Origin of the sequence: Bradyrhizobium sp. CCBAU 051011 (genome assembly GCF_009930815.1) — a bacterium.
Taxonomy (GTDB): Bacteria; Pseudomonadota; Alphaproteobacteria; order Rhizobiales; family Xanthobacteraceae; genus Bradyrhizobium.
This window is the reverse complement of the sequence record NZ_CP022222.1, coordinates 5,621,310-5,634,301: the sequence shown is the minus strand read 5'-3', so window position 1 is coordinate 5,634,301 and position 12,992 is coordinate 5,621,310. Positions and strand designations below refer to the sequence as shown.

13 protein-coding genes are annotated in these 12,992 nt (G+C 61.7%); 4 read left to right on the top strand and 9 right to left on the bottom strand.

The window, feature by feature from the left end:
- Window positions 1-57 precede the first annotated feature (57 nt).
- From ACH79_RS26350 to ACH79_RS26340, 3 genes are all read right to left on the bottom strand, one after another.
- Window positions 58-840, bottom strand: a complete 783-nt coding sequence (locus tag ACH79_RS26350) for a sulfite exporter TauE/SafE family protein (protein WP_202639040.1) — start codon at window positions 838-840, stop codon at window positions 58-60.
- 222 nt (window positions 841-1,062) lie between these two features.
- Window positions 1,063-1,374, bottom strand: coding sequence for a rhodanese-like domain-containing protein (locus ACH79_RS26345; protein WP_161853554.1), 312 nt, complete (start codon window positions 1,372-1,374; stop codon window positions 1,063-1,065).
- 16 nt (window positions 1,375-1,390) lie between these two features.
- On the bottom strand, window positions 1,391-1,717 hold the full coding sequence (locus ACH79_RS26340; RefSeq protein ID WP_161853553.1) for a helix-turn-helix transcriptional regulator: 327 nt from the start codon (window positions 1,715-1,717) through the stop codon (window positions 1,391-1,393).
- A 91-nt stretch (window positions 1,718-1,808) separates the two neighbouring features.
- On the opposite strand from ACH79_RS26340, the gene ACH79_RS26335 reads away from it, so the two are divergent.
- On the top strand, window positions 1,809-2,696 hold the full coding sequence (locus ACH79_RS26335) for an MBL fold metallo-hydrolase (protein WP_161853552.1): 888 nt from the start codon (window positions 1,809-1,811) through the stop codon (window positions 2,694-2,696).
- Between the two features lie 32 nt (window positions 2,697-2,728).
- Here the strand turns inward: ACH79_RS26335 and ACH79_RS26330 are convergent, their stop codons facing one another.
- The 6 genes from ACH79_RS26330 to ACH79_RS26305 form a co-directional block, all read right to left on the bottom strand.
- Window positions 2,729-3,352, bottom strand: coding sequence for an ABC transporter ATP-binding protein (locus tag ACH79_RS26330; protein WP_246738133.1), 624 nt, complete (start codon window positions 3,350-3,352; stop codon window positions 2,729-2,731).
- 81 nt (window positions 3,353-3,433) lie between these two features.
- On the bottom strand, window positions 3,434-4,609 hold the full coding sequence (locus ACH79_RS26325) for an ABC transporter permease (protein ID WP_246738132.1): 1,176 nt from the start codon (window positions 4,607-4,609) through the stop codon (window positions 3,434-3,436).
- Window positions 4,572-5,729 (bottom strand): efflux RND transporter periplasmic adaptor subunit, encoded by a 1,158-nt coding sequence (locus ACH79_RS26320; protein ID WP_161853551.1) that lies wholly within the window; start codon window positions 5,727-5,729, stop codon window positions 4,572-4,574. The genes ACH79_RS26325 and ACH79_RS26320 overlap by 38 nt, the downstream gene beginning before the upstream one ends.
- Window positions 5,730-6,203: 474 nt before the next feature.
- The gene (locus ACH79_RS26315) at window positions 6,204-6,407 is read right to left on the bottom strand and encodes a YgaP-like transmembrane domain (RefSeq protein WP_161853550.1); all 204 of its coding nucleotides are present in this window, start codon (window positions 6,405-6,407) and stop codon (window positions 6,204-6,206) included.
- A 42-nt stretch (window positions 6,408-6,449) separates the two neighbouring features.
- Entirely contained in the window at window positions 6,450-6,893 is a 444-nt protein-coding gene (gene trxC / locus ACH79_RS26310) for a thioredoxin TrxC (RefSeq protein ID WP_161853549.1), read from the bottom strand.
- Window positions 6,890-8,176 carry an NAD(P)/FAD-dependent oxidoreductase gene (locus tag ACH79_RS26305; RefSeq protein WP_161853548.1) on the bottom strand — a complete coding sequence of 429 codons (1,287 nt, stop codon included), beginning with the start codon at window positions 8,174-8,176 and terminating at the stop codon, window positions 6,890-6,892. The genes trxC and ACH79_RS26305 overlap by 4 nt, the downstream gene beginning before the upstream one ends.
- A gap of 127 nt (window positions 8,177-8,303) precedes the next feature.
- Here ACH79_RS26305 and ACH79_RS26300 point away from each other — a divergent pair, with 127 nt between their 5' ends.
- The 3 genes from ACH79_RS26300 (at window position 8,304) to ACH79_RS26290 (ending at window position 12,923) form a co-directional block, all read left to right on the top strand.
- Window positions 8,304-8,615, top strand: coding sequence for a helix-turn-helix transcriptional regulator (locus ACH79_RS26300; RefSeq protein WP_161853547.1), 312 nt, complete (start codon window positions 8,304-8,306; stop codon window positions 8,613-8,615).
- Between the two features lie 106 nt (window positions 8,616-8,721).
- A complete protein-coding gene (locus tag ACH79_RS26295) occupies window positions 8,722-9,711 on the top strand; it encodes an efflux RND transporter periplasmic adaptor subunit (RefSeq protein WP_161853546.1) in 990 nt (329 codons plus the stop codon).
- Entirely contained in the window at window positions 9,708-12,923 is a 3,216-nt protein-coding gene (locus ACH79_RS26290; RefSeq protein ID WP_161853545.1) for an efflux RND transporter permease subunit, read from the top strand. The genes ACH79_RS26295 and ACH79_RS26290 overlap by 4 nt, the downstream gene beginning before the upstream one ends.
- The last annotated feature ends 69 nt before the right edge of the window (window positions 12,924-12,992 follow it).

Below are 12,992 nucleotides of genomic sequence, written 5' to 3'. Positions count from 1 at the left end.
GTTGCGTCATCGACTGCCAAAACCAAGCTGGTCCGCCCGATTGGCGCGCTTTGCCTCTCAGATCAGGCTAACGGTGCGGACCAGCATGTAGAGAGCCACTGCAAAGACTAGCGTCGCGAATGCTGTCGTCAGAGCGCCACGGCGGCTGGCAAGCGATTTCGCCGCACGCGTGCCAAGCAATCCACCGAGCACGCCTCCTGCCACGAAGAGCGCCCCAACCGGCCAGTCAATCAGACCGGACCAGGCATAGTTTCCCGCCGTGGTCAGCCCGAAGGTGGTGACAGACAGGAGTGATGAGCCGATCGCGTTGAGCATCGGCATCCCGGCTGCCAGCATCAGCGCAGGCACGATGAGGAACCCGCCACCGATCCCGAAGAACCCTGACAGCAAACCGACCAGGAGGCCAAGCCCCAGCAGCTTCGGCAGGTTCTCCGGCGACAACCTGACAGTGGGGTCGCCCTTATATGAGCGGTCTCGCAGCATCAACGCGCCAACCACCATCATCAGGACGGCGAACAGGGCCAGCAACCGTTGCCCATTCATCATCTTGCCTAGCGTCGAACCGAGGAATGCTCCGGTGACGCCGGCCGCCGCAAAGACACTCGCGCAACGCCACTTCACATTTCCCGCCCGGGCGTGCATCGTGAGATTTGCCGCGGCGTTCAGCGCAACCGCGATCGCGCTGGTTCCGATCGCAACATGCGGATTGTCCAGCCCAACGACATAGACCAGCAGCGGAACCGCGAGGATCGAGCCACCGCCACCGACCACCCCGAGCGAGAACCCAACCAAGGACCCGGAAGCGATCGCGAGCGCGGCTTGCGTCAGATTCAACACCATCACGACTACTCCAAGCCGCCCGCTGCCGTGATTATCGGGCGGCCTTAGTTTGTGGGGCGCTGCCGTAGACTGCGCTGATTCAAGGTGCTCGCGTGAGAATCCAGGGCATCCCGCAATCTCCAGTCGCGGCGGCCACCATCATCGAACAGACCGGAATGGTTCCGAACAGCCCAGACTACTGCGTCATCCGTACTTGCGCGGCAGCGCGCTGACGATCCTCGTTTACAAAGGCAGCCCTGCCTTTTTCCAGGCGTCCACGCCTCCTTCAAGGACGAAGGCTTCGCAAGCGCCACCTACTTTCTGTGCCAGCCGGGACGCATTACCCGCAGTTCGCGCACCGCTCTTGCAATGAAAGATGACGGGCTTGCCTTCGTCCAGCGCAAGCTTGGCCTCGTCCAGCTTGGATAACGGCAGGTGCTGGGCCCCTGTGATCTTCTCCCGGGCATGCTCATCTGTCTCGCGGATATCTACCAGGATTGCACCTTGATTCAGAAGCCGCCAGGCTTCGGCAGGTCCAATTTTCGGAAGCGACATGATTGTACTCCATGGTTCAGCGTGGATTGAGTGGTTTGCAGTAGAGCGTGTGCAAGGTGGCCAAGAGATCTTCGATCCTAGGGTCGGCGATGCGATACCAGAGCGTCTGGCTCTCGCGGCGGTAGGTCACCAGTCCCTCCTCACGCATTTTTGCCAAATGCTGAGAGAGAGCTGACTGAGAAAGGCCGACGGTCTCCGCAAGCGAATTCACATTGGCCTCGCCCCGCTCGACAAGCTTGCAGAGGATCACCAGCCGCCGCTCGTTGGCGAGCGCGCGAAGCACGCCCGCGACCTCCACAGCAGCTTTTTCGATGCCTTGTGGACTGAAGATCTTGGACGGCATGCTCGACCCTTATTTCGACCTTGCTTAATTAGATTCCTCTAATATATATGTCAAGATAGGATGCGTTCAGTTCTTTGCGGAGGTGCGAGCAATGACAAAACAGCCGATCATCCGAGCCTTCTTTGATGAACCCACCAATACGGTAAGTTACTTGGTGGCGGACCCGGCGACGAAGAAGGCGGCCGTCATCGACCCGGTGCTCGATTTCGATCCAAACGACGGAACGGTCGACACGCACTCCGTCGAGGCGATCATACATGCGGCCAATGAGGCCGAATATTCGATCGAGTGGGTGCTGGAGACCCACGCTCACGCCGACCATCTATCCGGCGCGCCCTTTGTAAAGGCGAGGACTGGCGCCAGAATCGGAATTGGCGAACACATCAAGGACGTTCAGCGGATTTTCCGGCCCGTCTTCAATGCAACCGATTTGGCGACCGACGGAAGCGATTTCGATCATCTGTTCAGGGATGGCGAGCGCTTCGCTATCGGGACCCTGGCGGCCGAAGTTCTCTACACGCCCGGTCACACACCGGCAGACATTTCCTACAGGATTGAGGATGCGGTATTTGTAGGCGACACACTTTTCATGCCGGATTACGGGACAGCACGGGCAGATTTTCCCGGCGGCGATGCGCACCAACTCTATCGGTCGATCAAGCGCTTGCAGGCTTTACCACCCGGAACGCGACTTTTCATGTGCCATGACTACAAGGCTCCCGGCCGCGATCAATATGCGTGGGAGACGACCGTCAGAGAACAATGCGAAAAGAACATTCATGTGAAGAAAGGTGTGACGGAGGACGAGTTCGTTGCGATGCGATCCAAGCGCGATGCGACGCTCTCCGCGCCACGGCTTCTGCTCCCTTCAATTCAGGTCAACATCCGGGCAGGAAAATTCCCGCCTAAGGAAAACAACGGCGTGCGCTATCTCTTGATTCCTGTAAGACCGAAGGGTGGGGCCGAGGCTTACGTGTGATCAAGCGATTCTTGATCGGATTGAGTTATGGGCTACGCGGCGCTGGCGCGAGTGGGCTCAAGTGCTCCGTCTCGCAACGAATAGATATGGTCGAACCGGTCGAAGATTTTTTCATCATGCGTGACCACGATCACGGCGGTACGGCGCTCCGTGGCCACCTTCCTCAACAGGTCCATGACGGCCCCCGCGCGCGGCGAATCGAGCGCTGCCGTTGGCTCATCTGCCAAAATGATGCGCGGATCATTAGCGAGCGCGCGGGCAATTGCGACTCGCTGCGCCTCCCCACCTGAAAGCTCACTCGGCATGGCGTCTTGGCGGCGTTCGATTCCCAAATAGGTGAGCACTTCGAGTGCGCGACCCTTGGCTTGTGCTGGGCCGGCCCCCGCCAATATGCGAGCTACCGCGATATTCTCCCAGGCATTTAGAAACGGCAGAAGATTGTGGGATTGGAAGATGAAGCCGATCCTCTCCAGCCGCAAACCGCGCAGGTCGGCGCGCAGCCATTTGCCATCATAAACCAATTCGCCGTTGAACCGCATGGCTCCGGAGCTCGGTTCGAGAATGCAGCCGATTACATTGAGCAACGTACTCTTGCCCGATCCGTGGGCCCACGCAAGCCGATCACGGTTCCTGGAAAGAATCGAGCGAAACCTCACGAAGCGCGTCGACGCGGGCCGGCCCCTCGCCAAAATGCTTGCTGATCCTTCTGACTTCGACGACAGGAGACCCGGCCATGACTACCCCGCGAGTGCTGAGGCAGGATCAATTCTGAGCGCCGTGCGCACGCCCAGCGCACTCGCAATCAAGCAGGCGATAAGCACCACCCCGAACAGCATCGCCGCGTCCGTAAGCTCTAGAACCACCCGACGCGGGAAATAGCCCTGACCGGCATTTATCAACGCAGCGCCGGCGACGAAGCTGATTATTCCCATAGCAAGGGCCTGCTCAACGATGAGCCCGATGATACGTCGATCGGGCGCCCCGATCAGTTTCAACGTTGCAATCGCCTTCTTCTTGTCGATTGTCATGGTGTAGATGATGAGACCGATAATCACTGTGGAAACAGTGAGGAACAAGGTTGTGAACAAGCCAATCTGACGGCGCGCACGATCGATAACGGAACGTGCCAGAACAGTTTCCTGGTCTTCCTGAGTTAGCGCCGCGAGATGCTTCCACCGCGTGATGTCCTGCGCGAAGCGCTTTGCGTCCATCCCGGGCATCAGCGTCACCAGGATTGCGTTCACCGTGTCGGTCGTTCCTGCTGTCGCGGAACTGCGTACGGCCTCTCTTCGCGCAGCCGCCGGCGTCAGGTCGAATTGCAGCTTCTGAGCATCTCTCAGCGTGATGAATATGACCGGATCTCCGCCCGAAGCCACAAGGTTACTGGTCAATCCGACCACGGTAAACGTATCGCGCCCGAGCTTGATCTGCTCTCCGAGCACGAGCCCGGCGCCGCGGTCAGCAACAGCCTCGTAACGGCTGCGAATGATCGGCCGGCCTTCGTCCACCAACCGCGCCTCGCCTGGCCGTGCGATCTGTGCACCGACAACCAGCAGCCGCTTGGTTTGCCCACGATGCTGCGCTTCGACGTTCTGATACGAGACGCCGCCAGCTGCGGCAACCCCCCATTGCGCAGCTATGGAGATGCGCGTATCCCCGAGAATCCGTGAAGCCTCGGCGAAGGGACCGCGCGTTCCGCCTTCCACGACCCAAACCTGCCCGCCTGCCGCGCGCACGAACCCGAGCGATTCCTCGATCAGGCCGCGGTAGATTCCGACCATCGCAAGCACAATGCCGAGAAGAAGGCTGAGCCCGAGACACGTCAGCAGAAAGCGCCCGAGATTGTGACTGATGTCTTTGAGAGCGAGATTCACTTCATGACCCACCGTAACGGCGTGCCGCACGGCCTTCACGCAAGTCGGTCCGGTCGTCGGCCACCACTTCTCCCCGAACCTCGGAAATAATCTGGATGCGCCCGTCGAGCAGGCGTTCGCCGAGCTGGACCGGCTGCCTGGCAAGCCGGCCATTGTGCAGCGACCAGATCGTGCCCGACCGGCCGCCGTAACCTTCTACAAATCTAAGCGGCACGAACAGACCGCTCGCAGTTGCCTTGACGATCTCGACTTCGGCCTGTTCGCCAAGGTACCGGAGCTGATGCCGCGGATCGCAAGCCCGGCACCGCACATAGACGCGGCGTTCCTCGGTAAGACGATCGTCCTCCTGATCGATGCGGACGACTTCCGCCTCGAAAAGGTTATTCATGTCAGATCGCAGGCGCACTCGGGCACGCTGGCCTGTTGTCAGGCCCCCGGCCAATGCTTCATCGACATACGCTTTTACCCAGATGGAGGCAGGCGCGATCAGTGTGAAGACAGCTTCGCCCGCGTTCGCGATGCCGCCGAGCTCCTTGCTGCGAGCAATAATTCTGGCGTCGAACGGAGCCCGAAGTTCGTGCTGAGCAAGCACAACTGCATCGAGCTGACGCTGAGACGCGGCATCTTCCTGCAGCACGGCGGCAACCTTGGTATCAGCCTCGATAATCTTGGCATCGCCAAGAGCGATTTCTTCCGCGGCCTGGGCATCCTCGGCAGCCTCTTGCGACACACTCCCGCGACCGGCGAGCGTCTGTCGGCGCGCATTGACGCTCTTCTTCTGCTGGTAGGAAATTTCGGCGCGCCCGCGCTGCGCCTCGATCTTGGCTAGATTGGCGGCCGCCTGTCGTTGCGCGGCTTCGCTCCTCCTGAGCTTGGCGCGCTGGGCGTCATCGTCGAGTTTTGCCAGCAGCGAACCCGCCTTCACCAAGTCGCCCTGATCAGCTTCAACGGCAACTACTTTTCCGGCGATCTGAAATCCCACCTTTGAAACGACCAGCGCCTCGATGCTCCCGACCCCGAAGACGCGGATTTCCACATTCTGCTCGGGCGCAATCGTCCGAACCGGAATTTCGCGCATAAAGCGCCAGTAGTAGCCGCCAGCCATAATAAGAGATATGACGGCCAGCGCGGCCCCCACCTTGATTGCGCGCGAGCTCATCTCGTCCGCCCAGCACCGACCACGACGTGGCCCATGTTGTCCACCTTCCAGAAAACCCATCCTCGCCGAATATCCACGGGCGGGCGCCAATTGAGCTAGATCAACGCGATCGGGGCACTACGGTCCAGCTTTGAAATTGGCCTATCCGTTTCTCGAATGCCTCTTGAAGTTGCTCGACGATCTTGTGAGGACACATACGTCATCGTCCGTCACAGCGAAGTGTTCAGGGACGTACGTAGCTCCATCCTTTCTCTTGAAGCTCCATCAGACGGACAACACCAGCTGGGACATTCCTGGCCTGTGTGACCAGCGGAATTTCCTTGCCCTCTGCCTTTTTCATCGCGTCGCTCGTGTTCCCGCAAGCCGAGAACGCAACGTTTGGCATGCTCTCGCCGATCGATTTGACGGAGACGTATATTCTCTGAGCATGTGCAGGCAATCGTGATGCGCGATCATTTTCGCATAAGATCTTCGTTACGAGAACGCACAGCCGCCGCGCACGCCGAGCTTCTTGAATACGATCGCGGCGGGACAGAACCCCGTGATCGACGCCTGGATCATGTTCAGCCCGGCGAATGCGGTCAGCAGGTACCAGTACGGGCTGACCAGCCAGCCGAGCGTCAGCCCGAGCAGCACGACAAGTCCGGCGAACATCAGCACTGCTTTATCGATATTCATGATGCATTCCTTTGCTTAGGTTTAGATTCCGAGGTTTGAGAGTCACGGCCGGGCGAGCCCGGCCTTCGTCCATGCCACAATTCGCTGCGCGTCCATCGCGCCGGCGGTGCGCGCAATCTCGCGGCCGCCGCGCATCAACAGCAGCGTCGGGATGCCGCTGATGCCAAGGCGGTGGGAAACGGCGGGCGCTTTGTCGGAGTTGAGTTTCAAGAGGCGAACGTTCGGTTCGAGCTCGCCGGCGGCGCGCTCGAACATCGGCGCCATCGCGCGGCACGGACCGCACCACGGCGCCCAGACGTCGACCAGTAGCGGGATGTCGCTGTTCGCCAGGTGGCGACTGAGGCCCGCTTCGTCGACCTCGATGGGATGACCGCTGAAGATCGGCTGGTGGCAGGATCCGCAGCGCGCCGCCGCCGGCGCCCGTTCGGCGGGCAGCCGGTTGGTCTTTCCACAATTGCCGCAGACGACCTTTCGACCTTCGCTCATGTCCCCGTTTTCACCTCCTTGATCTTGGCGATGTTCAGCTTGTCGAGCAGGAAGCGCTCATAGAATGGCTCGCTTTCACCGCGCCGGATCTTGCGCAGGAAGTATTTCTCGAAGGCGACCTTGGCGAGATGAACCCATTCACCCTTCGACGACCAGTTGACGTTGCGGGGCGGGATTTGCGGCTGCGCAAGGAAGGCGACGCCGGAGTCACCGAAATCCGCCAGACAAATCGCGTTCCAGGTCGGCTGCACCGATGGCGCCTCGCCACGCAGCAGAGCGCCGATGTCCATCGCTGTCGCCGTGACCATCGATTCGATCATGAAGCCGGTCTTCGGCACGCCGACCGGAACCGGCGTTGCGCCGACCGGCGCGATCGCGACGCAGACGCCAATGCCGAACACGTTCGGGAACGCCGGATTGCGCTGGTGCTTGTCGACGATCACGAAGCCGCGGGGGTTAGTCAGCTTCTCGATGCCTCTGACCGCGTCGACACCGCGGAACGCGGGCAGCATCATCGAATAGGCGAATGGCAGTTCGTGGGTCTTGCGGACCGACCCGTCGTCCGCAACCTCCTCGATCGTCATCTTGCCCTGCTCGACATTCTTGACACGCGCGCTGGTGATCCACTTGACGTGCTTCTCGCGCATTTCGCGCTCGAGCAGGCCCTTGGTGTCGCCGACGCCATCGAGGCCGAGATGGCCGATATAGGGCTCTGACGTCACGAACGTCATCGGCACGCGATCGCGCAGCTTTCGCCGACGCAGCTCGGTCTCCAGAATAAACAGGAATTCGTAGGCTGGCCCGAAGCAGGACGCGCCCTGAACGGCGCCGATCACCACCGGCCCCGGATTTGCCGCGAGCTTCTCGAAGGTATCCTTGGCTTGCGCGGCGTGATCGACGTGGCAGATCGATTGGGTGTGGCCCTCGGGACCGAGTCCCGGAATTTCATCGAAGGCCAGTTGCGGCCCAGTGGCGACGACCAGATAGTCGTAGTCGATCGACGTGCCGTCCGCGAGCTCGACGCGGTTGACCTCCGGGTGCACCCGTTGCGCGCCTTGCGTCAGCAACCGGATGCCCTTGCGCTTCATCACGTCGGCCAGATCGATCTCGATGTCGCCGCGCTTGCGCCAGCCGATCGCAACCCAGGGGTTGGATGGGACGAAATGATAGACTGGCCCCTGCGAAATCACGGTCAGGCGGTCATCCTGCTGCAACTGCGGCAACAACTCGTAGGCCATCAATGTGCCGCTGAGTCCGGCTCCAATCACCACAACTTCTGCCATGCTCGCTTCCTTTTGCTGCATTTCCCTGTGCGGCCGCGCCGATCTGTTGTGACATTTTCAACCGCGTCCCTTGACCATATATTCGTAATCTCGTATATACGCAAGTATGAAAATAAATAGCACGGAAATGGAAGCCGCGGCCGATCAGGCCAGCGACCTCCTGAAGGCGCTTTCCAACCGGCACCGCTTGCTGATCATCTGCCAATTAATCGATGGCGAGCGCTCGGTCGGCGATCTCGCGCAATTCCTGGGTCTTCGCGACTCCACGGTGTCCCAGCATCTTGCCCTCCTGCGCAAGGATGGCCTGGTGTCAGCGCGCCGCGACGCCCAGACGATCTACTACTCGATCGCCAGCGAACCCGCGCGCCAAGTCCTGAAAGCGCTCTATCAGGTCTATTGCGCGCCTCCGAAGGCTGCGAAGCCGAAGAAAAAGCCATAGAGCCCGGTGCAACGGCATCTTGAGGCAGGTCAATATCTCAGCGGCCATTCCGCGAGAAATCAGAGAGCGCCGCTCTGAGGCGCGCTTCCCACCGGGTGGATGAAACATGCGTAGATTGATGACATTCGGCATTGTCGCGGCAGCGGCGTTCAGCGCGCCTTGGGCCGCCGCGGAAACCCTGACGGTGGCTTCACGGTCAGTCGCCGACGAGAAGGCGGTGTTCGCCACCGTCGAGAGCATCAGCGTCGTGCCGGCGCGCGGGCGCATTGGCGGCATCGTTGTCCAGCTCAACGTCCGCGAGGGCGATCCGGTTACCAGCGGCCAAGCGATCGCAGCGATCGGAGACGAAAAGCTCGCTTTGCAGATGAAGGCGCTCGACGCCCAGATCGACGCGTTGCAGGCGCAATCGAACCAGGCGCAAATCGATTTTACCCGTATCGAAGGTCTGGTGGAGCGCGGTACGCTTCCCCGCGTCAAACTCGAAGAAGCGCGGACCGCACTCAACGTCGCCGAAAACGGTCTGCGGGCCAGGACTGCGGAGCGCGCGGTCGTCCAGCAGCAGCTTACTGAAGGAAAGGTGCTTGCTCCGGCCGGCGGGCGCGTCCTGAAAAAGCTGGTGGCAGTCGGTTCCGTTGTCCTGCCCGGCGACCCTATTGCGATGATCGCGCAGCAGAATTTCAAGCTGCGGCTGCGGGTGCCGGAACGGCATGCCCGCTTCCTGAAGGCCGGCGACAAGATCCGCGTCGATGGCGCCGAGTTCGGCGAACAGATTTCAAAATCCGGCACGATCGACCTCGTCTATCCGCAGATCGAGGACGGCCGCGTCATCGCCGATGCCACGGTGGAAAACCTCGGCGAATATTTCGTCGGCGACCGGCTCAGAGTCTGGATTTCCGGCGGCGAGCGGACCGCCCTTGTGATCCCCTCCTCCTACGTGACCACGCGCTTCGGCATCGACTACGTCCAAATCCGCCAAGGCGATCGCACCATCAGCGCGCCAGTGCAGCGCGGCCGCGACCGGCCTTCGCCTGAGCTTCCCAACGGCCTCGAAATTCTCTCCGGCATCCGGGCCGGCGACCAGTTGGTGCAGCCATGAATCTCGGCCTGTCCGGGCGGCTAACGCGCGCGACCATCGGTTCGCCGCTGACGCCCCTCTTCCTGCTCGCCTCACTCATCGTCGGCCTCATGGCCGTCGTCGTTATCCCGCGCGAGGAAGAACCGCAGATCAGCGTCCCCATGGTCGACATCCGCGTCAACGCCGACGGCTTGCGGGGACCTGACGCGGTCGAACTGGTCACCAAACCGCTCGAGGCCATCGTCAAGGGCATCGACGGCGTGGAGCACGTCTATAGCCAGACCGAAGACGACCGCGTCCTGGTCACGGCGCGCTTTTTGGTCGGCACCAAGTCGGAGGACGCGATCCTGCGCGTCCACGAGAAGATCCGCGCCAATCTGGACCGCATCCCGGTCGGCATTCCCGAGCCATTGATCATCGGGCGCGGCATCAATGACGTCGCCGTCACCGTGCTAACGCTTTCACCTAAACCCGAAGCCGCCGACCGCTGGACGGACAAGGATCTCTACGAGCTCGCCGACAAGCTGCGCGCCGAATTGATGAAAGTCGACAGCATCGGGCTGACTTACATCTCCGGCGGCGCCGCCCAACAGATCAGGGTCGAACCCGATCCGGAGAAGCTGTCGTTGTTTGGCGTCACGCTGCAGCAGCTCGTCGGCAAGGTGAAGGACGCTAACCGCTCGTTCCTGGCTGGCCAGGTTCGTGAAGCCGGGATAGTTCGCGGCGTCGCGGCCGGGCAAACGCTTTCGGGCATTCCCGATATCGGCCTGTTGCTGATCTCGACCCGAGACGGTCGGACTGTCTACGTCAAGGACGTCGCCTCCGTCGTCATCGGGCCGAACACGAGCGAGCGCCGCGTCTGGAACGATGCGCGCGACGGTAAAGGCAACTGGCAGCGCGTTCCCGCGGTCAGCCTGGCGCTAGCCAAGCGGGCCGGCGCCAATGCGGTGGTGGTCTCGGAGGATATCGCACACCGGCTCGAGGGGCTGAAGTCGCGCCTAATTCCCGATGGCGTGGAAGTCACTGTCACCCGCGACTACGGTGAGACCGCCAACGAAAAAGCCAACGAGTTGCTGTTTCATCTCGGCTTGGCGACGGTTTCGATCGTTGGCCTGATCGCGATTGCGATCGGCTGGCGCGAGGCGCTGGTGACGCTGGTCGTAATCCCGACCACGATCCTGCTGACGATGTTTGCCGCCAACCTGATGGGCTACACCATCAACCGCGTCAGCCTGTTCGCGCTGATCTTCTCGATCGGCATCCTGGTCGACGACGCCATCGTCGTGGTCGAGAACATCGCCCGCCATTGGGCGATGAAGGACGGCCGTCCCCGCGTGCAGGCGACGATCGAGGCCGTCGCCGAGGTCGGTAATCCGACTATCGTTGCGACCCTGACCGTCGTCGCCGCGCTATTGCCGATGCTGTTCGTGTCGGGGCTGATGGGCCCCTATATGGCGCCGATCCCGGCCAATGCGTCGGCAGCGATGCTGTTCTCGTTCTTCCTCGCCATGGTGGTAGCGCCGTGGCTGATGCTGCGGCTAGCGCCGAAGGAAGGCGCCGCGGGCCCGGCTCACGCTGCGCATGACGAAGGTGTACTCGGGCGCGTCTACCGCCGCTTCGCCACCCCGATCATCCGCAGCAAGCGCACGTCCTGGATCTTCCTGATCGGCGTCGGCGTCGCGACGCTGCTGTCGATGACGCTGTTTGCGACCAAATCCGTCACCGTCAAATTGCTGCCGTTCGACAACAAGTCCGAGATCGCGGTCGTGGTCGATCTGCCCGAGGGCGCGAGCCTGGAGGACACCGAGCGGACGCTGTTCGCCGCGGCCGACATTGCGCGCGGATTGCCCGAGATCACTTCCGTGCAGGCCTATGCCGGCACGCCGGCACCATTCAACTTCAACGGCCTCGTGCGTCACTACTACCTGCGCGAACGCCCCGAACTGGGCGAGCTGCAGGTCAACCTCGCCGCGCGCACCGACCGCAAGCGGGCGAGCCACGACATCGCGCTTGATCTGCGGCAGCGGCTGAAGGCAGTTGGCGTTCCCAAGGGCACCAGCATCAAGGTCGTTGAGGTGCCGCCCGGTCCGCCGGTGCTGGCGACCCTGCTTGCCGAGATCTACGGACCCGACGCGGCGACACGGCGGGCGGTCACCGGCGAGCTCAAGAAGATTTTCGCCGAAGTACCGTTCATCGTCGATACCGACGATTCGATCGGCGAGAAGCGGCCGCGGCTGCGGCTGTCAATCGACCAGGACCGGCTCGAATTTTTCGGCGTCGAGCAGCGCGACGTCTACGACACCATCCAGACGCTGTTCGGAGGCGTCTCGGTCGGCTACTCCCACCGCGGCGAAGACCGCAATCCGATCGAGATCGCGGTCAAACTGCCGAAGCGCGATCTCGCGTGGAGCGAGGCGCTCGCATCCACGCCGGTGCCTGCCAATACGCTGCCCGGCAGCAAGACGGTGGTCGAACTGGGACAGGTCGTGAAGGCAACGGTCGAGGAGGGTTCCCCGACCATCTTCCGGCGCGACGGGCGCTTCGCCGACATGGTGATGGCCGAGCTCGCCGGCCGTTTCGAGGCGCCGCTCTACGGCATGCTCGAGGTGGCAAGCCGCGTCGACGCCCATGACTGGGGCGCGCTGCCGAAGCCGGTCATCGGGCTACACGGGCAACCGGCGGACGAATCACGTCCCACATTGTTGTGGGACGGCGAGTGGGAGATTACCTACGTGACGTTCCGCGACATGGGCGCTGCGTTTGGTGCCGCGATCCTCGGCATCTACGTGCTGGTGGTGGCCCAGTTCGGCAGCTTCAGGCTGCCGCTGGTGATCCTGACGCCGATTCCGCTGACGTTGATCGGGATCCTGATCGGCCACTGGCTGCTCGGTGCTCCCTTCACCGCGACCTCGATGATCGGGTTCATCGCACTCGCTGGCATCATCGTGCGCAATTCGATCCTGCTGGTCGATTTCATCCGGCACAGCGGCGGAGAGGGCAAGTCGCTGCGCGACGTGGTCCTGGAAGCAGGCGCCGTGCGCTTCAAGCCGATCCTGCTGACCGCGCTCGCGGCCATGATCGGCGCCGCGACTATTCTGCTCGACCCGATCTTTCAGGGGCTTGCGATCTCGCTCCTGTTCGGGCTCGCATCATCGACGTTGCTGACCGTGCTGGTCATTCCCGCAATCTACATTGCGCTGCGTGATAGATCATCGAGCCCCTCCCAAGGTTAGCCGCCGGGATGGAACATTCTGTCGGCAAAAAACTTCCATTTCATCGGTTGTGCCGATTGTTTTAGATCA